The 21,620-nt window shown below is 59.7% G+C and carries 11 protein-coding genes and 1 pseudogene; 5 read left to right on the plus strand and 7 right to left on the minus strand.

What is annotated here, in order from left to right; translation table 11 throughout:
* Positions 1 to 131: 131 nt before the first annotated feature.
* Both PSH57_RS28730 and PSH57_RS28735 read right to left on the minus strand, forming a co-directional pair.
* The gene (locus tag PSH57_RS28730; RefSeq protein WP_305386971.1) at positions 132 to 5,450 is read right to left on the minus strand and encodes a dermonecrotic toxin domain-containing protein; all 5,319 of its coding nucleotides are present in this window, start codon (positions 5,448 to 5,450) and stop codon (positions 132 to 134) included.
* A gap of 178 nt (positions 5,451 to 5,628) precedes the next feature.
* Positions 5,629 to 6,528 (minus strand): homocysteine S-methyltransferase family protein, encoded by a 900-nt coding sequence (locus PSH57_RS28735; protein ID WP_305386973.1) that lies wholly within the window; start codon positions 6,526 to 6,528, stop codon positions 5,629 to 5,631.
* Positions 6,529 to 6,641: 113 nt separating this feature from the next.
* Between PSH57_RS28735 and PSH57_RS28740 the strand changes: the two genes are divergently transcribed.
* A complete protein-coding gene (locus PSH57_RS28740; RefSeq protein ID WP_305386975.1) occupies positions 6,642 to 7,463 on the plus strand; it encodes an ABC transporter substrate-binding protein in 822 nt (273 codons plus the stop codon).
* Entirely contained in the window at positions 7,460 to 8,296 is an 837-nt protein-coding gene (locus PSH57_RS28745; protein WP_305386976.1) for an amino acid ABC transporter permease, read from the plus strand. The genes PSH57_RS28740 and PSH57_RS28745 overlap by 4 nt, the downstream gene beginning before the upstream one ends.
* Before the next feature lie 1,091 nt (positions 8,297 to 9,387).
* Here PSH57_RS28745 and oadA read toward each other — a convergent pair.
* Complete coding sequence (oadA, locus tag PSH57_RS28750; protein WP_305386977.1) at positions 9,388 to 11,196, minus strand: sodium-extruding oxaloacetate decarboxylase subunit alpha; 1,809 nt, start codon at positions 11,194 to 11,196, stop codon at positions 9,388 to 9,390.
* 12 nt (positions 11,197 to 11,208) lie between these two features.
* The gene (locus PSH57_RS28755) at positions 11,209 to 12,624 is read right to left on the minus strand and encodes an acetyl-CoA carboxylase biotin carboxylase subunit (protein WP_047226699.1); all 1,416 of its coding nucleotides are present in this window, start codon (positions 12,622 to 12,624) and stop codon (positions 11,209 to 11,211) included.
* Between the two features lie 189 nt (positions 12,625 to 12,813).
* On the opposite strand from PSH57_RS28755, the gene PSH57_RS28760 reads away from it, so the two are divergent.
* A complete protein-coding gene (locus PSH57_RS28760; RefSeq protein ID WP_305386979.1) occupies positions 12,814 to 13,776 on the plus strand; it encodes a LysR family transcriptional regulator in 963 nt (320 codons plus the stop codon).
* Here PSH57_RS28760 and PSH57_RS28765 read toward each other — a convergent pair.
* From PSH57_RS28765 to PSH57_RS28775, 3 genes and pseudogenes are all read right to left on the minus strand, one after another.
* Positions 13,718 to 13,927: a PA3496 family putative envelope integrity protein gene (locus PSH57_RS28765; RefSeq protein WP_256229540.1), complete on the minus strand. Its 210-nt coding sequence runs from the start codon at positions 13,925 to 13,927 to the stop codon at positions 13,718 to 13,720. The two genes, PSH57_RS28760 and PSH57_RS28765, sit on opposite strands and share 59 nt — an antisense overlap.
* Before the next feature lie 131 nt (positions 13,928 to 14,058).
* Positions 14,059 to 14,925 (minus strand): transcriptional regulator HexR, encoded by an 867-nt coding sequence (gene hexR, locus PSH57_RS28770; RefSeq protein WP_003187110.1) that lies wholly within the window; start codon positions 14,923 to 14,925, stop codon positions 14,059 to 14,061.
* A 139-nt stretch (positions 14,926 to 15,064) separates the two neighbouring features.
* Positions 15,065 to 17,939, minus strand: a pseudogene (locus tag PSH57_RS28775) (putative bifunctional diguanylate cyclase/phosphodiesterase).
* Positions 17,940 to 18,199: 260 nt separating this feature from the next.
* Between PSH57_RS28775 and uvrD the strand changes: the two are divergent.
* Together uvrD and PSH57_RS28785 are read left to right on the plus strand one after the other, a co-directional pair.
* The gene (gene uvrD, locus PSH57_RS28780; RefSeq protein ID WP_305386982.1) at positions 18,200 to 20,383 is read left to right on the plus strand and encodes a DNA helicase II; all 2,184 of its coding nucleotides are present in this window, start codon (positions 18,200 to 18,202) and stop codon (positions 20,381 to 20,383) included.
* 312 nt (positions 20,384 to 20,695) lie between these two features.
* Complete coding sequence (locus PSH57_RS28785; protein ID WP_305386984.1) at positions 20,696 to 21,571, plus strand: Tim44 domain-containing protein; 876 nt, start codon at positions 20,696 to 20,698, stop codon at positions 21,569 to 21,571.
* The last annotated feature ends 49 nt before the right edge of the window (positions 21,572 to 21,620 follow it).

Here is a 21,620-nt window from a genome sequence, read left to right on the forward strand (position 1 = left end):
GTCGACGACAGGACTTGTGCTCGCCGTTGATCCCTGTGGGAGCGGGCTTGCTCGCGAAAGCAGTGTGTCAGCCACCACAGAGGCTGGATGTACCGACGCCTTCGCGAGCAAGCCCGCTCCCACACGGCCAGTCACACCTGTTTCGGTTTCATCTCGCCAAAAGTCTTGAGCGATTCGGGTGTCACCCCGCGCCTCAGGTACTGCCAGGCCCAGTTCGGCACGGCCATGTGGCTTTCCAGATACGTCACAAAGTCCAAAAGGCTGTGCCCCAAGCGATTAACGGGGAAATCAAAGTTGTTCAGATATTGTTGGGCGCGGCTTTGGTCGATGCTGAACAGCTCCCTGACAATCCGGTTCGCACGAAGGTTGCCTCTTAACGCGAGCACAAAATCCAGCGCGGAACGAAGTACGCCGGGGCGCTCGAGCGTGAATTGAATCACCGAATCGCTAAATTGCCGCCCAATCAGATCGTCCCAGATCTGCACCGCGTGACGCCTGGGGAGACGTTGCAGCGAGCTCCATAGATCTGGCGTATTGAACAAAATGCTCACTCGAGTATTGGAGGGTAATTGCCCCGGGCCACTGAATAATCTGATGACAGGCGCCTGGTTCGCCTCTCCAGCCTTCGCTGGCGCCCTCTCCAAGAACTCCCAAAACGTCGTCAGTACCCGTTGATGGGTGACAATATTCTGCAGATTGCTGTCATCAAACAATCGCATCCACTGGATATCGATATCGCCTTGCCTCACCACCTCTTTGTAACGCGTATCGGCATATTCAGAGATGACTCGCAGTCGCCGCTCGGAGAGCGCCGGATTACGCAACCATCTTGCAACCACATTCACAGGCAACATGCCGTCCAGGTTGGATGAAATAACCGCTGACCTCAGGATGAGGTTCGCCCGCCTCAACAAACCGGGGAAACGTGCGAGGGAGGCAATGAGTAAATCACGGGTGTTTTCAGCCCTGTCGTAATAGATGAATTGCTCCATCAGTTCTGAGTCGTCATCGATTACCCGGCCCGTTTCACGCTCGAATCTCAGTTTCACCTGATCCAGATCGTCGCGATCCACCAGGTAGGCACCGTCGAGCAATTGTTCAAGCTGGTCATCATCAAGATGACCATGCCTGGCCTGGTCGAACTTGATGTAGGCCAATTGATTTCTGGGGTGATGATCGGTCAGTTGCCGGGCCCTGACACCGTACTCAAGCATGATATGGATCACGCCTTGAGACAGCCGGAGGAATTCATTGTTGAGCAGTTCGGTGAGGTGCAAATCCTCGATGGGGCCCAGCAGCGTATCCTGGAAAAATTGCCGCAGGGTCTGATTCTCCCGAGTGTAATAAGGGGCGCTGCTCGGCATCAGTTGCTCTGGGGACCGGGGCGATAAATGACGCCCGATTTGCTGCAGCACCTCCGGTGGCAGGTCGGCCTCTCGCGCTGCAAACAGCGTCCTGCGACCCAGGCTGTTTGCGTACAGCCTCAGGTAATCCTGGGTCGGTTGAAACAGGCCATACGGGTTGGGACCGCCGTAGATAATCCGGCTTAGATCGGACAACGCCGCCTCGTCCAACAGGTTTTCCAGCCAGGGGGCATTTTCAAAGAACGCTTGTCGGACCCCGGAGGCTCGCGACACCATGTACTGATTCAATTCCGGGTGTTGATCGACATAGTCGGCCGCTGCATGACGCAGCCCCTGCATCGAGAAAGTCTCCTGCGCTTGCCCTTCATTCAGCCCTCGGGCAATGGCATTGAAAAAACAATCACCGTCGCCAGGGATCTGCTCGACACGGTCTCCCAGCACCAGGCTGTAGTGGTTCTGGGTCGTGCGCCTCAAGACGATATCGGTGCTCGACTGACCCGGGTGGTTGCTCATCGGATAGACACTTTCCACCTCGCCCGGGGTAAAGCGCACGGACCAAATACGCTCTGCCGTTATCTCATCGATGATCAGCAAGCTGCGGTTTTGCGGCCAGCTCGCAAGGCGCGTGATGATGGCCGGCACCAGCTCCATGACTTGAGTGTTCCAGACGCCTGGCGTACGGATCAAACCGGAAACAGACGCCGATGATGGGGCAGGTACCTTGGGTTTCGATGGGCCTGGTTCAGCCGGCGCCGGACGCTTTCCACCACCCCGACCAAACCCTACAGCGCGCCACTCGCCATTGGGCATCCGTGCCACCGTGCTTCTCATCACCCCACTGGAACGGATACTCAACCCGGTAGCAGGGTCGACAAGGGTGGCCTCGGTCGCCGTCAACTTCGTATGATCGTGCACCCGGAACACCGTCCCATCGGGTTGCCGCACGTACACGGGGCGCGTGACGCTGTTATTGACCGTGGGGCGATAAAAGCCTTGGGCATCGGCGGCCAGCCCTTGTAGCAACGAGGGATCCGTCACGGCATAACGGCGGTAAAGCGCGTCTTCCAAAGGCAGGCCAGCCAATGCTTCGCCCTGGCTCTGGCGCGCCGTCACGGCCAGGAAAGAGGACTGTCCCCGCACCGGGACGGTCACGCCAGCGGCCAGCCCTCGCCCGCCATGATTGGCCACTCTGTGGACAAAGGCCAAGGTGGTCAGGTTCGCTGGAACAGCGCCGGTGCGGACCATCAACCAGCCCGTCTTGATGGCGCTCTTGAGTAGCTGGAAACCGGGGACCAGGAGGATGCCGGCCAGGTCCATGACTGCTTCCATCGCCATCATCACCAGCCTGGCATACGTCTGGCGATGAACATCCAGGTTGCTGTTGGAGCGGTGATCGGCATAAGCGCTATGGAAGTTGACGTGCGCTCGATGAAGGGCCTCAAGAAGATTGCCAGCGATCAACGCACCTCGGATCAAAGGACGGCCACGTTGTTGCCCCAATGTGCGCTTTATCTCTTCGGGATCGAGGGTGCTAATGCGTGACCGGAAATACCCCTGCCATTGCTCTTGTTGCAAAAGCCCGGCAACCCCCTCGCCCAGGCCGGCAAACTCATGAAAGTCATTACCGTCGGGGCTGTCTGGAAAATAAACACCCACGGTTCCCTTGATGTCCGGCCCGTCCTGATCGGAAAAAACCAGGACGCCATCAATGCTGACCGCACTCCCCATCGTCCCATGCTGCCCTCCACCCCCTACGCTTCCACCCAGTAGAAGAGCATAGACCTGCACCCTTCGCCCCTGGACCAGGGCACGCATCTCGGCACCGGGCGCTTGCAGAACAGCCTGCAACCAGAGAGCGACCAACTTCTTGGGTTTCGGTGGATGGAAGGCCCTATCGAGCAGGGTGGCCTTGAACACTTCATCGCCCCTGAGCCCGGCCTCATAACCTTTGAATTTCATGTTAGCCAGGTACGCCGCCTGCCAGGCTGTTTTGTATTCAGGGGTATTCATCGCCTCCCTGAGCCGGGTTTCGTAACGACCACCGACATCAATACCCGTCGCCATCCTGGCAAGCTCGCCCCCCGTCAATGTGATCAGGAAGCCATTGGCCGGGTGACGGATGCGCTGGCCGTCTTGATCGGCAAGGTAGACGGTCAGCACGTCTCTCATTGCATTCGGGTATTGAGCCGGGCGCAGATTATCAAGCATCAATTGGGTCAGGCTGCAGATACGCGACTGCCTTGGGTTGGCACCTTTGCCATAGGAAAGTGTGACCAGGGTCTTGTCCGGATCGGGATCCAGCCCAGGGTGCACAGCCTGTTGCAAGTACTGCTTGACCTTCTGGCGGGTGAACTGCAACAACGTCGGGATATCGCTATTGCCCAGTTTATAGGCGGCCTCCAGCACCTGCTTTTCCAGGCTGCGGTAGTTCGATTTCTCCGAACGCGTCGCGGTTTTATAGAAATCGGGGCGGTTGTTCTCAACCAGGGTTTCCTGGCGTACGGCCAGCGGCCCGGCAAGCGACAACATGGGCAACCCCAGCGCATCTTCAGCCTTCAGCGCAAGGGCAGCCAAATCGAGCGTCTCGTTTCCCGAGGCATTCAGGACCGCCTCCAGCGCGGCGCTTTGGCTCTGCAGCAAGTCATCCGCCGCCACTGCGAAAACAGACCCGCACAGTTCAGCGGAAATCTCCCGGATCCCACGTTTCTGCCCTGCATAGGTCGGGCTGACTTGATTGACCAGGTCCTGGAAAGAACGCAAGCGCTGTATCCCTCCTTCCAGGGAGTACAGGAACAGCGAAGGCTGATCCGTGCGTTTGATCACCATCGCAGCGGGCCATTTCTGTGGCTTCGCGGCGCCCATGTCGAGCATGACGGCATAGACATGGGGAACGGGCGCGCGCAGCAAACGGCTTCTGTCCGCCCTGGACGGGTGGGTGGTGATGAGGTCCAGCAGGCGATCCTCTTCATCCTGCAGGGTTCGCGCGCTTTGGGTTAACGGGATGGCCGGATCCCGATCGACTTTGTACAAATCGAGCAGATGCAGGAATCGTCGGGACAGCAGATGAGCCAGTGCCGCTTCAGTTGTCGACGTATCGAGCACGTCTGCAGCGTTTCTGTGCGTGCGAAAAGCGATGAGCTCGTCACGCCACTGACGCTTCAAACTGTCATTGATCGCAGGTTCAGCGATATAGAACACGGACTCCATGATCGCTGGAGTTTTTGTGTCCAGCGGGCTGATAAATACGCTGTCGACCTCTTCCACTGCATCCGGACGGGTGAAGAATCCCACGCCGCCGACCGAGTAGGTGGGAGGCGTATCGGTCGCTAAACAGCCCAACATAACGTCGGTAAAACACTGCGAGGATGTCAACGAACGGCCACCGAGCGAGTCCACGGCAAAGTGGTTCACGTACCAGTGATCTGGATCGATGCCCTGAAGCAATGATGGGCGGAATTTGCGCTCCGGCATCCTGGCTTTGAGCCGGCTGACCAGCAGGCTCTTGAGCACCGTGCCGAACGTTGGCAGGCCGGCGAACAACCGCGCCAGTTTCACTTGGTTGCCATCCAGAAACCCCAGTTGGCTGACTTGTTCTTTTTCACGGGGGCTGAGCAAATTGCCCTGGGCATCCACCTGCGTAATGACGGGCTGCCCGATGCCCTGATAGCCGGGCGCAATGCCTGTTTGCAATTGCTGCAAAACGTCTTGCGAAAGGCCTTTGCCGTTGACCAGAAGTGACGAGAAGTCCAGGGACATATGACTTATATGAGGATAAACCCAACCCTCGCGCGGGGAATGGACCGAGGAAGAAGCATTGCTTTGGTGGGCGATCAAAAAACCTCGTGTCACGGCGTCACGCAGAGGCACCGATGAGGTTTTTCCTTGAGCGGCCGAATCGACTGTTTCGACCTCTTGATAAGTAACCTGTACCTGCGCGTCGCCGATAAGGCCCCACTGACTTAGCCATTGATCGGCGAATTCATGGGCCTGAAATCCAATACCGTGGGGTAACAGGCTGATGGGTTTCAGACGTACGCCGGCAGCAAACGGCGTCACGCCAGGTGCATTTTTAGGGGGGGCAGTCATTCAGGTGTCCCGGTTGTGAGTAGGACTGGGACCCTATCGCGCCGTTTCAGCGCAAATGACATACATATGTATAGGCTTGGCTACGGGATACGCAGAAACGTAAGCCGAAATGTCAGCAGAATCTCATGGGGTCGTGGCGGGGAGTTTGCTCCCTCGCCACTGGCTTACTTCATCAAGTTCAGATCAGCTTTTGCGCCAACACCGCAATATGCTCCGGCCCGATCCCGCAGCAGCCGCCCAGATGACTGGCACCGCGTTTCTGCCAGTCCGCCGCCCACTGGAGGTACCCCGGGGGATCGAGGTCTTCACGCAGCGGATCCAGCCCATCATTGGCCGTCGCGTCCTTCGGTTGCGGCGGGAAGGCGTTAGCGTAAGCACCGATGTGGATTTTCACCCCCAGGCGCTCGAAGGTGTCTCGCGCCGCGTCAATCGCCGAGCCGATCACTTCCGGCTGGCTGCAGTTGAACAACAGCACCTCGACACCCAGTTCGGCCGCGACAGCCGCAGCATCCGCCACCGGTTCGCCGGAACGCAGGCGCGGTACTTCATCGGTGTCTTCGTCTTTCAGGGTGAACGACAGCCAGAACGGCTTGCCGTCCTTCGGCAGCCCGGCGTGAATCGCCCGCGCTTCAACCGTGGAGCTTTGGGTCTCGGCCAGCCACAAGTCGACATGAGGCGCCAGGCCGGTCACCAATGGCGCCAACAATTCGCTGGCGCGGGAAGCGTCGAACAGATCCGGCCGGTAGGAGCCGAACAAGGGTGGCAGCGACCCGGCAACCCGCACCGCTTTGCCGCAAGCCTGTACCGCCCGTTGCGCCAACTCACCCGCCAGCGCGGCCAAGGCCTGGCCTTCTGCGGCGAAACGCGCTTCGCCAATATGAAACGGCACCACGGCATAGCTGTTGCTGGTGATCACGTTGGCGCCGCTGGCAATGTAGGCCGCATGCACGGCCTCTACCACCTGTGGTGCTTCGCTCAAGGCCAGCGCCGACCACTCGGGCTGTCGGAACGGGGCGCCCCGGCGTTGCAGTTCACGGCCCATGCCGCCATCGAGGATGACTATCGTTGCTGCGCCCATATGCGATTCACTCATAAGCTTATGAAAATTACTCACTACCGGAGTCCTTCTTATAACTATTTAATACGCACCCATCGGTTAACCACAACTTATTTTTCAGCCTGGGATCTCTCGTGAAACTTCAACCGCTGCTGGCCCTCGGCCTGACTCTACTGGCTGTTTCGTCGCAAGCATTCGCTGGCGCCACGCTGGATCGCATCGAGCAAAAAAAACAACTGGTCGGCGTGCTGATGGAAAGCTATCCACCCTTCTCATTTCTCAACGATCAGAACCAGCTCGACGGCTTCGACGTGGATGTTGCCAAAGCGGTCGCTGAAAAACTGGGCGTGAAGCTGCGCCTGGAAACCCCCTCCTGGGACGTGATTGCCGCCGGGCGCTGGAGCGGGCGCTATGACATCTGCATCTGCTCCATGACGCCAAGCAAGGCTCGCGCCGAGGTGTTCGATTTCCCGGTTCAGTATTACGCCTCGCCAGCGGTGATCGTGGTCAACGCCAAGGACGACAGCATCCATGGCGCCAGTGACCTGAGCGGCAAGAAAGTCGGCCTCACCAGCGCCTCCAGCTACGAGAGTTACCTGAACAAGAACCTGGTGATCGAAGGCGCCGAAGACACCCGTTTGAGCTACCCCTTCGAGGACGTGCAGATCGCCCCGTACGACACCGACAACGTAGCCTTCCAGGATCTGGGCCTGGGCGCCGGGGTGCGTCTGGACGCGGTGCTGACCAACCTGGTGACCGCGCAGCCGCGCCTGAGCGAAGACAAACGTTTCAAACTGGCGGGCGAGCCGCTCTATTCCGAACCGAACTCAGTGGCCATTGAAAAAGGCGACGCCGAATGGAACAGCAAGGTGCGTGAAGTCTTCGCCCAGTTGAAACAGGACGGCACCATGAGCAAGCTTTCACAAAAATGGATCGGCGCCGACATCAGCCAATGACTTCCTTTCCATCCCCTGCTCGGCCACCGCAACCGGTGGCCGAGTCGCGCCTGAAAAAGATCTTCGGTTTTCGCACACGGTTGTACCTGACCTGGGCGGTCATGCTGGTGTTGTTCGCGAGTTTCTTCCTGAGCTTCGACCTGAAGTTCTCCATCATCCTGGACAAACTGCCAAATCTGCTGGGCATGCACCTGGCACCCAACGGCTTTCTGCAGGGCGCGGCGCTGACGCTGTTTCTATGCCTGTGTTCGATCGTCGCTTCGTCCTTGCTGGGCTTCATCACGGCCCTGGCGCGGCTGTCCAGCAGCGCGGTAGCCTTCGGCATTGCCAGTTTCTACGCGTCATTCTTTCGCGGCACGCCGCTGCTGATCCAGATTCTGCTGATCTATCTGGGCCTGCCACAACTGGGGCTGGTCCCGGGCGCGATTGCCGCCGGGATCATCGCCCTGTCGCTGAACTACGGCGCCTACCTGAGCGAAATCTTCCGCGCCGGCATCCTTGGCGTCCCCCACGGCCAGCGCGAAGCCTCCCTTGCGCTGGGCATGGGTGAAACCGTGATCTTCTGGCGCGTCACCCTGCCCCAGGCCATGCGCACCATCATTCCACCGACCACCAACCAATTCATCTCCATGCTCAAGGACTCGTCCCTGATCTCGGTGATGGGCGTCTGGGAAGTGATGTTCCTGGCGCAATCCTATGGTCGCTCCAGCTACCGCTATATTGAAATGCTGACTACGGCGGCGATCATCTATTGGTTGATGTCCATTGCGCTGGAGCTGATTCAGGCGCGGATGGAGCGGCATTATGGGAAGGCTTATCTGAATAATCGCTGAGCTTGGGGAATGCCTGGGAGGCGATAAAGCTATTCCGGTGTGTATATCCGTTGCTGCGGTAACGGCTTCTCAGGGTTCCGCCCTTACGGCGGGTCACTTTCGAAAATCCGGAAGCCGGCCCAGGCGAAAGTAACCAAAGCGCTTCTGCCCCACCACTCGGCACCTCGCCTAGGCTCGGTGTGCCTGAACGAAGGCATTGCTTCGTGGGCCCGCCGCGAAGGGCCATCCATGGCCCAGCGCGGCTATCCCGGTCGTACACCCATCAGATCTGTGGGAGCAAAGCTTGCTCGCGATGAGGCCAGTAAGCACAACATCCATGTGACTGAACCACCGCCATCGCGAGCAGGCTCGCTCCCACATTCGATCTTCAGCGGACACAAAATTCATACCCAACACAGAACCACTGTGGGAGCGGGCTTGCTCGCGAAGAGGCCAGCAAGCACAACATCCATGTGACTGAACCACCGCCATCGCGAGCAGGCTCGCTCCCACATTCGATCTTCAGTGGACACAAAATTCATACCCAACACAGAACCACTGTGGGAGCGGGCTTGCTCGCGAAGAGGCCAGCAAGCACAACATCCATGTGACTGAACCACCGCCATCGCGAGCAGGCTCGCTCCCACATTCGATCTTCAGCGGACACAAAATTCATACCCAACACAGAACCACTGTGGGAGCGGGCTTGCTCGCGAAGAGGCCGGCCCATCCAACATCTTCATCGACTGTGACACCGCCTTCGCGAGCAAGCCCGCTCCCACAGGAGAAATGCGATCCCACCAAGAACCAGGTCGGCTATAAGGACGCCTCGGGGTGGACGTTGATCTCGGCGCCCCGTTAACCACGCTGGCTGAACGAAGGCGTTGTGAAGTGGGCCCACGGAGTAATGCCTCCGTTCAGGCATGCCGAGCCTAGGCTCGGCACCGAGTGGTGGGGCATGAGCGTCTTGCTTACTTTTGCCTGGGCCGGCTTCCGGATTCTCAAAAGTGAGCCGCCGTCAGGGCGGAACCCTAAAATGATGTTCTGACAAGGCAAAAAAAAGGGGAGCACATGCCCCCCCGAGGTTAAACGGTTGTATCGAGGCTGTTAGCTCAGCCTTCGATCTCGATCAGGATCTCGCCCGGGTTGACCCGGTCGCCCTTGGCTACATGAATCGCGGTGACCTTGCCGGCGATGGCCGCCTGTACTTCGGTTTCCATCTTCATGGCTTCGGTGATCAGCACCGCTTGGCCGGCCTTCACCACGTCGCCCTCCTTGACCAGCACATCGACGATGTTGCCCGGCATGGTGGTGCTGACATGACCCGGCGCAGTGGCTTGCTTGCGCTTGCTGCTGCCGCCGCTGACAAACTCATTGAGCGGTTCGAACACGACCTCTTCGGGCATGCCATCGATGGACAGGTAGAAGTGACGCTTGCCTTCAGCCTTGACGCCCACTCCGGTGATGTCGACGCGGTAGGTTTCGCCGTGAACGTCGATGACGAACTCGGTCGGCACGCCTTCGCCGCCCGCCGAACTCACACTGCCCGCCTCAGGGATTGGCAGCAGCACTTCCGGGGTCAGGGTGCCGGCTTCGCGCTCTTCGAGGAACTTGCGTCCGATGTCCGGGAACATGGCGTAGGTCAGTACGTCTTCTTCGGATTTGGCCAGTGCGCCGATTTCGCCACGCAGCTTGGTCATTTCCGGCTTGAGCAGGTCGGCCGGACGCACATCGATCACGTCTTCGCTGCCGATGGCCTGGCGGCGCAGCTTCTCATTCACCGAACCCGGAGCCTTGCCGTAGCCGCCCTGCAAATAGAGCTTCACCTCGTTGGTGATGGTCTTGTAGCGCTCACCGGCCAGCACGTTGAAAAACGCCTGGGTGCCGACGATCTGCGAGGTCGGGGTCACCAGCGGCGGGAAGCCAAGGTCTTCGCGCACTCGCGGAATCTCAGCCAGCACCTCGTTCATACGGTTTAACGCGCCCTGCTCTTTGAGCTGGTTGGCCAGGTTGGAAATCATCCCGCCCGGCACCTGGTTCACTTGCACCCGGGTGTCTACCGCGGTGAACTCGCTTTCGAACTGGTGATACTTCTTGCGCACCGCATAGAAATACAGGCCGATTTCCTGCAGCAATTCCAGGTTCAGGCCGGTGTCGAACTCGCTGCCCTTAAGGGCCGCAACCATCGATTCGGTGCCCGGATGGCTGGTGCCCCAGGCGAAGCTGGAGATTGCGGTGTCGATGTGATCGGCGCCGTTTTCAATTGCCTTGAGCTGACACATCGCGGCCAGGCCAGCGGTGTCATGGGAATGGATGAACACCGGCAACGATTGCTCGGTCTTCAGCGCTTTCACCAGCTCGCCAGTGGCATAAGGGGTCAGCAAGCCGGCCATGTCCTTGATTGCCACCGAGTCGCAACCCATGGCTTCCATTTGCTTGGCCTGGGCCACGAAGGCTTCGATGGTGTGTACCGGGCTGGTGGTGTAGGCGATGGTGCCCTGGGCATGCTTGCCAGAGGCCTTCACCGCCTCGATGGCGACCCGCAGGTTACGCACGTCGTTCATCGCATCGAAAATACGGAACACATCGATACCGTTGACCGCAGCCTTGGCCACGAATGCCTTGACCACGTCATCGCTGTAATGGCGATAGCCCAGCAGGTTCTGGCCGCGCAGGAGCATTTGCAGGCGAGTGTTGGGCAGCGCCGCGCGCAGTTGGCGCAAACGCTCCCACGGGTCTTCCTTCAGGAAGCGCACGCAGGCGTCGAATGTCGCGCCGCCCCAGACTTCCAGCGACCAATAGCCGACTTTGTCGAGCTTGTCGCAGATCGGCAGCATGTCCTCGGTGCGCATGCGCGTGGCGAGCAGCGATTGGTGGGCGTCGCGCAGGATTGTGTCGGTAACAAAGATCTTCTTGGACATGGTTGTATTTCCTTACAGGCCTGCGTGGGCGGCAATGGCGGCGGCGATGGCCAGGGCCAGCTCTTCGGGTTTGCGCTTGATCGAGTAGTTGGTCAGCTCAGGATGGCTTTCAACGAAGCTGGTATTGAACTGGCCACTACGGAATTCCGGGTTGCGCAGGATTTCCTGGTAATACGCCGCGGTGGTCTTGACCCCCTGCAGGCGCATGTCGTCCAGGGCCCGCAGGCCACGGTCCATTGCCTCTTCCCAGGTCAACGCCCAGACCACCAGTTTCAGGCACATCGAATCGTAGAATGGCGGAATGGTGTAGCCGGTATAGATCGCTGTGTCGGTGCGCACGCCCGGGCCGCCGGGGGCGTAGTAACGGGTGATCTTGCCGAAACTGGGCAGGAAGTTGTTTTTCGGGTCTTCGGCGTTGATCCGGAACTGCAGCGCGAAGCCACGGTGATGGATGTCTTCCTGCTTGACCGACAGCGGCAACCCGGAGGCGATGCGGATCTGTTCGCGAACAATGTCGATGCCGGTGATTTCTTCGGTGATGGTGTGTTCCACCTGCACCCGGGTATTCATCTCCATGAAGTACACCTCGCCCTCGGCGAGCAGGAACTCCACGGTGCCAGCATTTTCGTAGCCCACGGCCTTGGCGGCGCGCACCGATAGGTCACCGATGTAGGCACGTTGCTCAGGCGTCAGTTGCGGGCTGGGGGCGATCTCGATCAGCTTTTGGTTACGACGCTGGATAGAGCAATCACGCTCGAACAGATGCACCACGTTGCCAAAACTGTCACCCAGGATCTGCGCTTCGATGTGCTTGGGATTGACGATGCACTTTTCCAGGAACACTTCTGCCGAACCGAAGGCCTTGGTAGCTTCGGAAATGACCCGAGGGAAAGCCTGTTCGAGTTCTTCGCGGCTGTTGCAACGGCGGATACCCCGACCGCCGCCACCGGACGTAGCCTTGAGCATCACCGGGTAACCAATGCGGTCGCCTTCGGTCAGGGCCTCTTCGATGCCCGATACGTTGCCTTCAGTGCCCGGCGTGACCGGCACGCCGGCCTTGATCATGCTGCGCCGCGCTTCGGTCTTGTCGCCCATGCGGCGAATGACTTCAGCCGACGGGCCGATGAATTTGATTCCGCGCTCGGCGCAGATGTCCGCCAGCTCGGCGTTTTCCGAAAGAAAACCGTAACCGGGATGCAGCGCATCGCAGCCGGTTTCCACGGCCAGGTTCACCAGTTTGCGCGGGTTGAGGTAGCCGGCCAGCGGATCGGCGCCGATGCTGTGGGCCTCGTCCGCACGCTTGACATGCAACGCATGGCGGTCCGCGTCGGAATAGACCGCGACCGAGCGAATGCCCATCTCGGCGCAAGCGCGCACGATGCGGACGGCAATCTCACCACGGTTGGCGATCAGGATCTTTGTTATCAATTGGAGGTTCCCTTGAGCCGGTGATACCACGACCTGGGAGGTTCAGGTCGACGCGTGACCAGATGTAACAATCGGTCGCAGCACCACACTAGCCCTGGCTGGGGATTAACAAAAATGAATATTTATTGGGTCACGCATAAGCAAAGACTTATAGTTGACTCATCCGCCCCGACCCAGAGCCTATAGAAAATGCGTAAGTCATTGATGCGTATGACATTGCGTCAACTGCAAATTTTCAACGAGGTGTGCGACCTGAGGTCCTACAGCCGCGCAGCCGACGAAATGTCTCTCACACAACCGGCCGTTAGCCTACAGATTCGGTCACTTGAGGAGCTGATTGGCCAGCCGCTGTTCGAGTACGTTGGCAAAAAACTCTACATGACCGAAGCCGCCGAAGCCCTTCAGCGCGCCAGCCGGGACATCTTTGGGCGCCTGGAAAACCTCGACATGCAGTTGTCGGACATGCAGGGCTCGCTGCAAGGCCAACTGAAGCTGGCGGTGGAATCCAGCGCCAAGTACTTCGTGCCGCACCTGTTCGCCGCCTTCAAGCGCCAGCATCCGGAGGTCAACCTCAACCTCACGGTGGTCAATCGCGGCCAAGTGATTCGAAGGCTCTCGGACAACCGGGACGATCTGGTGATCATGTCCATGGTGCCTCAGGACATGGGCCTGGAATTCCTGCCTTTTCTCAATAATCCGATCGTCGCCGTGGCGCCGCCCGACCACCCGCTATGCCATATGGGCCCGCTGCGCTTGCAGGACCTTGAGCCGTATACACTGCTGCTGCGCGAGCCGGGGTCAGGCACGCGGCTGGCCTGTGAGGAGTATTTCAAGGAGAAACGGGTGCATTTCACCCAGACACTGGAAGTGGCGTCGGCGGAGGCCCAACGCGAATGCGTGCTGGCGGGGCTGGGCGTGGCGCTGTTGACACGCCACGCCGCGAGCCGGGAGCTGACATCCGGCGCACTCATCGAGCTGCCGGTGGAGGAGCTGCCGCTATACCGCAGTTGGTGCCTGGTACAAGCCAAGGCGAAACGCTTGTCTCCGGTGGCCCACGCCTTCCTGGCGTTCGTTCGCGGCGAACGTGCTCAGATCATTGGCCTGGTTGGTCGTTTCGACGGGAAGCCGCCGGTGTTGCCTGCCAATAGTTGAATTCTGCTGCATCCGGAAACTCGCTGATTTCGGCCAGCAGCTGGCGCTGCTCACAGCGGTCTTCGATGGCACGACGGAACGCCATGCGGCGCTGGTCTTCCTGCTGACGACGGGTTTTGACGGCGCTGCGTTCTTCGTAGGACTGGGTCATGTCGAGACTCCCAAGACGTATACGGGAGCTTTACGATGAAGGCGCGGGATGACGATTTGGCGGCGCGAGCGTTACAGAACGATGAATTCGGGACAAATGAACCTTTGTGCCCCCAACTTCAAGACCAGCGGTCAGTCATCCAGCGCCTTCACCGACTTGGGTGACAGCCGCAAGCTACGCAGGCTGCGTTTCACGCTCTTGAGGTGATTGACCAGACTTGGGCCACGCGCCATGGCCACGCCCATCGCCAGCACGTCAATGACCACCAGATGGGCGATGCGTGAGGTGAGCGGCGTGTAGATTTCCGTGTCTTCATGCACATCGATAGCCAGGTTCACCGTCGAGAGCTCCGCCAGTGGCGTCTGGCTGGGACACAAGGTGATCAGCGAGGCGCCGCTTTCGCGCACCAGGTTGGCGGTGATCAACAAGTCTTTGGAGCGCCCCGACTGGGAAATGCAGATCGCCACGTCAGTGGGTTTCAACGTGACCGCCGACATCGCCTGCATGTGCGGGTCGGAATAGGCCGCCGCCGTGAGCAGCAAACGGAAAAACTTGTGCTGGGCATCCGCCGCTACCGCGCCCGAAGCACCAAAGCCATAAAACTCGACGCGCTGAGCCTGAGACATGGCTGTGACGGCTTTCTGCAAGGCCACCGGATCGAGTTTCTCGCGAACCTCCATCAGCGTGTGCAGCGTCGTGTCGAAGATTTTCAGGCTGTAGTCGGCGACCGAATCGTCTTCATGGATGGCAAACTGACCGAAGCTCGCACCCGCGGCCAGACTTTGCGCCAGCTTGAGTTTCAGGTCCTGAAAACCCGAGCAACCGATGGCTCGGCAGAAACGCACAATGGTCGGTTCGCTGATGCCTACGCTGTGGGCAAGATCGGCCATGGAGCTGTGCATCACGGCCGCAGGATCAAGCAATACGTGATCGGCGACTTTCAGCTCCGACTTGCGCAGCAGATGGCGTGACTGGGCGATGTGTTGCAACAGGTTCAAGGGACTGGACTCTTGTTATTGGCAGGTGCCGGGATGTAGCAAGTTTGTAGTTATACTACAAGAGTTGGCTTTTTGCCCGCCCAATGCGAACTCAATCTCCCGGTTTCATGCCGCATGCACGCCATGTAGCAACAGCGCGCTATAAATCATCTTTATTAGCCCATAACAATGCAGCCAAGCCTTCGGCCTCAACCGGACGGCTGATGAGGTAGCCCTGAACCTCATCACATTGTTCGGCTTTGAGAAATTCGAGCTGCTCTGGCCGTTCGACGCCTTCGGCCACCACTTTGAGCGACAACCCATGGGCCATTGCAATGATTGCCCGGGTAATGGCCGCGTCTTCGCTACCCTCCTTCAACCCTCGAATGAACGCTTGGTCGATTTTCACGTAATCCACCGGGATGCGCTTGAGGTAGCTCAGGGAGGAATAGCCGGGTGCCAAAGTCATCGATCGCCAGCTTGACCCCGAGGTCGCGCAATTGCTGGAACGTCGCGATGATGTGCTCAACGCTGTCGAGCAACTGGCTTTCAGTCAGCTCCAGTTCCAGGTATTGCGGCGCCAGACCGGTTTCTTCCAGCACTTGCCGAACCAGGCTGACCAGCTTGCCCTGGCGCAACTGATGCACCGACAGGTTGACCGACACCCTGATCGGCGCCAGCCCCTCACGCTGCCATTGGCATGCCTGCCAACAGGCCTGACGCAACACGAACTCGCCGATCGGCCCGATCAGCCCGGTCTCTTCGGCCAGGCTGATGAAATCCCCCGGCGGGACCCTGCCCATGACCGGATGATCCCAGCGTACCAGCGCCTCGGCGGCATTCAGGCGACCGGTCGTCAGGCATAATTTGGGCTGATAAAAAACCTTCAATTGCTGTTCTTCCAGAGCCTTGCGCAGCTGATTCTCCAATTGCAGACGCTCAAGCGTGCTGGCCTGAAGGCTGTCGGTATAGAACTGGAAATTGTTGCCGCCCAAGTGCTTGGCATGTTGCATGGCCATGTTCGCCTGGCTGACCAGCGTAGAGATTTCCCGCGCGTTGTCCGGCAACATGCTGATGCCGATCGAGGCACTGACCACCAGTTCGTGGCCCTCGATAGTGAGCGGCAGACGCAGCTTGGCAGACAATCGGGTCGCCACCCGCGCCAGGCTGGAAAGATTGCCGTAGGCGTCGAACAGCACCCCGAACTCATCGCCGGACAAGCGGGCGATGGTGTCCGCTTCGGGCAACGCATTGATCAGGCGGCGGGCCATCTTCTGCAACAACTGGTCGGCAACATCATGACCGAGGCTATCGTTGAGGAGTTTGAAACGATCCAGGTCGATATGCAGCAATGCCAGGCTGCGTCGTCCGCCCTGACGCACCCGCTGGTGGGCTTCGTGCAGGCGCTCGCGAAACAGCGAGCGGTTCGCCAGCCCCGTGAGCTCGTCGTAATGGGTCAGGTAACGCATTCGCTCTTCGGATTCGCGCCTGGCCGAAAGATCGGCGAAGAAGCCTACGATATGGCTTACATTTCCCCGAGCATCGCGCACCACGTTCAGTTGCAGCCATTGCGGATACAATTCGCCATTGGCCCGAGCCTCCACCAACTCTCCCTGCCAGGTACCGTGCTGCTTGAGCGCCTGGCGAATGACCGGGTAGTGCCGGCGAGCATCACGACTGCATGGCAGATCAACGACATTGCGTCCCAGCATGTCATCGATATTAAAACCGGTGACCCGCGTGAAGGCCTGGTTGGCCGCCAGCAGCGCGTAATGCGGGTCAAAAATCACAATGCCTTCGCTGGCGGCCTCGAAAACCGTGGCAGCCAATTGGCGCTGTTGCTCGAGTTCTTTACGGGTGCTGATGTCTCGCCGGGTACCGACCATGCGCAGCACTCGACCACTGGGGCTGCGCTCCACGGCCCGACCGCGGTCTTCGATCCAGACCCAATGGCCATCGCCGTGACGTACGCGGTATTCGATCTGATAGTCCTCACTGCGGCCTTTAAGATGCTCTACGAGGGCGCGTTTGAGGGCGGGCAGGTCTTGAGGATGCAGGCGCGGGGTCAGGTGACTGAGCATCGCTGTGATGTACTCAGGCTCCAGGCCGAACAGTTCCTTGAGCTGGGTGTGATGGACTTCGTCGGTCTGCAGGTTCCAGTCCCACAACCCCAACTCACTGGCCTTGAGTGCCAGGTCAAGACGGGCTTCGCTCTTGCTCAGAGCCTGGCTGGTCGCCTCCAGCTCGAGGCTGCGCTGTACCACGCGCGCTTCCAGCCCAACCTGGGCTGTGCGCAATTTTTCCTCGGCGCAGCGGCGTTGTTCAACTTCCCGACCAAGCGCCTCGTTGAGCTGCGCACTACGGGCTTGAGCCTGCTGCAAATGCTCGATCAGCGCCTGATTCTGAAACCTTCGCAGCATGCCATTTTGGATCAACCGGTTGACCTGCCAGGCGACCACGCTGAGTGAGACCAGTACGACCAGCCCGAGCCAGCCCCATCCGCGCTGCTGCTCATCACCGCCCCAGAAGAGATAACCGATGGCCGGCAACAGGCACGGTAAGGTAAAGGACAAAAATGCCGGAAGGCTCACGGCATAGGCAACGCTGGCCGACAGGGTCGCTGCGCCTATCAGGCCGAATACCCAGGCTTGTTGCTCGAAGCTGTCAGTCGGAACCAGGGCGACGCCCGCCGCGGCCAATGTCAGGCCGGTCATCGCCGAGCCGAGCAAAAACATTCGCAACCATATCGGGTGCGCCTGCCGGCTGGGTATCGCCGAATCGAAGGCCGCGACCTGAATAACTCGCAGTGCCACCAGCGACAGCAACCAGACCAGCCACACACTGACCTGAAAATGACGCGAAGGTCCCCACAACAACGCGGCGCAAACCAGGCCGTTGACGAGCATGAACAGCGTGGGCAGCAGCGAACCCTGATACAACAGCCTTGTGCGTTCGACCGCCATTTCCGTGGCGTACTGCTTGCAGATGATCCGTGGCTCCACACAGGGGCCCGCCAGATCGGAATTTAGGGTCATAGGCACTGTTCTTGTTCTTATTCAGTGGAGCATGGAGAACCCGAAACATGCAGCGAGCATACACAAGGCAACGGCCATCCCACACTGCCCAAGCTCATAAAAATGCTGAAAAAGTCGCTATTTCATTGGGTCGCATGGCCTTCAAGCGAGCGCCGCCAATGCCTGTGGCCCATGACCAGCCGGTCATCACCGACCCGTCTTTTATCGGCTGGCGTAAAGCTCGGTTTGCCCGAGGTGCCGCCGCACCCTAGAATGCCCTGATGCGCGATGATCTCTCCCTTCTGCTGAACTCCCTCAACGATGCCCAACGCCAGGCCGTAGCTGCCTCCGTGGGTCGACAGTTAGTCCTGGCCGGTGCCGGCTCCGGCAAGACCCGAGTGCTGGTACACCGTATCGCCTGGTTGATCCAGGTTGAGAACGCCTCGCCCCATTCGGTCCTGTCGGTGACTTTCACCAACAAGGCTGCTGCCGAGATGCGCCATCGCATCGAGCAACTGATGGGCATCAACCCCGCCGGCATGTGGGTCGGCACCTTCCACGGCCTGGCGCACCGCTTGTTACGGGCGCATTGGCAGGAAGCCGGCCTGAGCCAGACGTTCCAGATTCTAGACAGTGACGACCAACAACGTCTGGTCAAGCGGGTGATCCGCGAGCTGGGTCTGGACGAGCAACGCTGGCCGGCCCGTCAGGCCCAGTGGTTCATCAACGGCCAGAAAGACGAAGGCCTGCGTCCGCAACACATCCAGGCCAGCGGCGATCTGTTCCTGGCGACCATGCGCAGCATCTACGAAGCCTACGAGGCGGCGTGCCAGCGGGCTGGCGTGATCGACTTCTCCGAACTGCTACTGCGCGCACTGGACCTGTGGCGCGATCACCCAGGCCTGCTGGCGCATTACCAGAAGCGCTTCCGGCATGTGTTGGTGGACGAGTTCCAGGACACCAACGCCGTGCAATACGCCTGGTTGCGCCTGCTGGCCAAGGGCGGCGACAGCCTGATGGTCGTGGGCGACGACGACCAGTCGATCTACGGCTGGCGCGGCGCCAAAATCGAGAATATTCATCAATACTCGGCGGACTTTCCTGACGCCCAAGTGATCCGCCTGGAACAGAACTACCGCTCCACCGCCGGCATCCTCAAAGCCGCCAACGCCCTGATCGCCAACAACACCGGGCGCCTGGGCAAGGAGCTGTGGACCGACGGCAGCGAAGGCGAAGCGATCAACCTCTATGCCGCCTTCAACGAACACGATGAAGCCCGCTACGTGGTGGAAACCATCGAGAGCGCGCTGAAAACTGGCCTGGCCCGCAGTGACATCGCCATCCTGTATCGCTCCAACGCCCAGTCGCGGGTGTTGGAAGAAGCCTTGTTGCGCGAACGCATCCCCTACCGCATCTATGGCGGCCAGCGCTTCTTCGAGCGCGCCGAAATCAAGAACGCCATGGCCTATCTGCGCCTGCTCGAAGGGCGCGGCAACGACGCGGCCCTGGAGCGGGTGATCAACGTACCGACTCGGGGCATTGGCGAGAAAACCGTCGAAGCGATTCGCGACCATGCGCGCCACAGTCATGTGTCCATGTGGGAAGCCATGTGCCTGCTGGTTACCAACAAAGGCGTAACCGGTCGCGCTGCCGGTGCGCTGAAGGCGTTCATGGACCTGATCGAAGACCTGGCCGCCAAGTGCACCGACATGCCGCTGCATTTGATGGCCCAGACCGTTATCGAGCAGTCCGGCCTGATTGCCTACCACGAAGCGGAAAAGGGCGAGAAAGGTCAGGCCCGAGTGGAAAACCTTGAGGAACTGGTCAGCGCCGCACGCAACTTCGAGAACACCGAGGAAGACGAAGAACTTTCGCCACTGTCGGCCTTCCTCGGTCATGCCTCTCTGGAGGCCGGCGACACCCAGGCCGACGAGCATGAAGACAGCATCCAGTTGATGACCCTGCACAGTGCCAAGGGCCTGGAATTCCCCTACGTGTTCCTGGTGGGGATGGAAGAGGGCCTGTTCCCGCACAAGATGAGCCTGGAAGAACCGGGACGCCTGGAAGAAGAGCGGCGCCTGGCCTACGTTGGCATCACCCGCGCCATGCAGAACCTGGTGCTGACGTATGCCGAGACCCGGCGCCTGTACGGCAGCGAAACCTACAACAAAGTGTCGCGCTTCGTACGTGAAGTGCCCAAAGGCCTGATTCAGGAAGTGCGGCTGTCCAACAGCGTCAGCCGTCCGTTCGGCGGCGGCCAGCAACAGAGCTCCAGCAGTCTGTTTGGCGGCAGCGACATCCCGGAAACTGGCTTCAGTCTCGGCCAGACCGTGCGGCACTCGGTGTTCGGCGATGGGGTGATCCTCAACTTCGAAGGCGCCGGCGCCCAGGCCCGGGTCCAGGTGAACTTCAGTGAAGGCAGCAAGTGGCTGATGCTGGGGTACGCCAAGTTGGAAGCGATCTAGAGATTTCGTAAGAAGTACCTTGCAGTGGGAGCAAGGCTTGCCCGCGAGGCGGTGGCACAATCGACACAGATGCGTCAGACCGATCGCTATCACGGGCAAGCCTTACTCCCACAGGTATCTCTCCCATCCCTCATTAGTTTCCGACCGAACTTATTACCTTTTCCTACAGCCCAAAGCGAACAAGCCCTCTTGCGCAGGCTGAACCTGAACCTCACCTGTCACGCAAAAGCCCGAAACACTCTGTCGCTAGCCAGCAACAGTTCACCTGTGCAACATGGCGCGCGTGCTATCCACAAATGGGAATGCCCTTATATGAAACGTTTTCTTAGCATCGCCATGGCGTTGTGCATCGGCCTGACGATGGCCATCGACGCCAATGCCGCCAAACGCTTTGGCGGTGGTAAAAGCTCGGGCGCTGCCCCGACCCACCAGACCAGCCAGATGGCACCGTCCTCTGCGGCCGGCTCTACCGCGGCTACCGCGGGCGCGGCCGGTGCGGCTGGCGCCGCCACCAAGGCCAGCGGTGCTTCGCGCTGGCTCGGCCCCCTGGCCGGCATCGCCGCCGGTGGTCTGCTCGCCTCCATGTTCATGGGCGACGGCTTCCAGGGCATGCAGATCTTCGACATCCTGATCATGGCGGTCATCGCCTTCCTGGTCTTCCGCTTCATTGCCGCCCGTCGTCGCAAGCAACAGGAGCAACTCGCTCCCGCCGGTCATGCGCCGATGCAGCGTGAAACGTTCGACCAGCAGCCTGCCGGCGGTTCGATCTTCGGCGGTTCGGCAGCTCCCGTGGCTGCTCGTCCGGTGATCAACGCGCCAGCCTGGTTCAACGAAGAGCGCTTCATCGAAGCTGCGCGCAACCATTTCATGTCCCTGCAGCAACACTGGGATGCGAACGAAATGGACAAGATCTCTGAGTTCGTGACCCCGCAACTGCTGGAATTCCTCAAGCGCGAGCGGGCCGAACTGGGTGATGGCTTCCAGTCGACCTACATCGACAATCTGCAAGTACAACTGGACGGCGTCGATGATCGCGCCGACAAGACCATCGCCACCCTGACCTTCAACGGTGTGTCGAAGGACTCGCGCTTCGACAAGGGCGAAGCGTTCAGCGAAAGCTGGAACATGGAACGTCCTCAAGGCGAAAACCAGCCTTGGCTGGTGGCCGGTATCCGCCAGAACAGCTGATCCTCACTCGCGTTTCTTATGTTGAAATAAAACCCCGGCCCAGGCCGGG

Origin of the sequence: Pseudomonas hefeiensis (assembly GCF_030687835.1) — a bacterium.
In the GTDB taxonomy this organism is placed as follows: domain Bacteria; phylum Pseudomonadota; class Gammaproteobacteria; order Pseudomonadales; family Pseudomonadaceae; genus Aquipseudomonas; species Aquipseudomonas hefeiensis.

Bases quoted from the DNA above. Each gene is read 5' to 3' on its own strand.
- PSH57_RS28735 (WP_305386973.1), bottom strand. From the start codon at position 6,528: ATGGGCGCAGCAACGATAGTCATCCTCGATGGCGGCATGGGCCGTGAA.
- PSH57_RS28745 (WP_305386976.1), top strand. From the start codon at position 7,460: ATGACTTCCTTTCCATCCCCTGCTCGGCCACCGCAACCGGTGGCCGAG.
- uvrD (WP_305386982.1), top strand. From the start codon at position 18,200: ATGCGCGATGATCTCTCCCTTCTGCTGAACTCCCTCAACGATGCCCAA.
- PSH57_RS28765 (WP_256229540.1), bottom strand. From the start codon at position 13,927: ATGACCCAGTCCTACGAAGAACGCAGCGCCGTCAAAACCCGTCGTCAG.
- PSH57_RS28785 (WP_305386984.1), top strand. From the start codon at position 20,696: ATGAAACGTTTTCTTAGCATCGCCATGGCGTTGTGCATCGGCCTGACG.
- PSH57_RS28730 (WP_305386971.1), bottom strand. From the start codon at position 5,450: ATGACTGCCCCCCCTAAAAATGCACCTGGCGTGACGCCGTTTGCTGCC.
- oadA (WP_305386977.1), bottom strand. From the start codon at position 11,196: ATGTCCAAGAAGATCTTTGTTACCGACACAATCCTGCGCGACGCCCAC.
- PSH57_RS28760 (WP_305386979.1), top strand. From the start codon at position 12,814: ATGCGTAAGTCATTGATGCGTATGACATTGCGTCAACTGCAAATTTTC.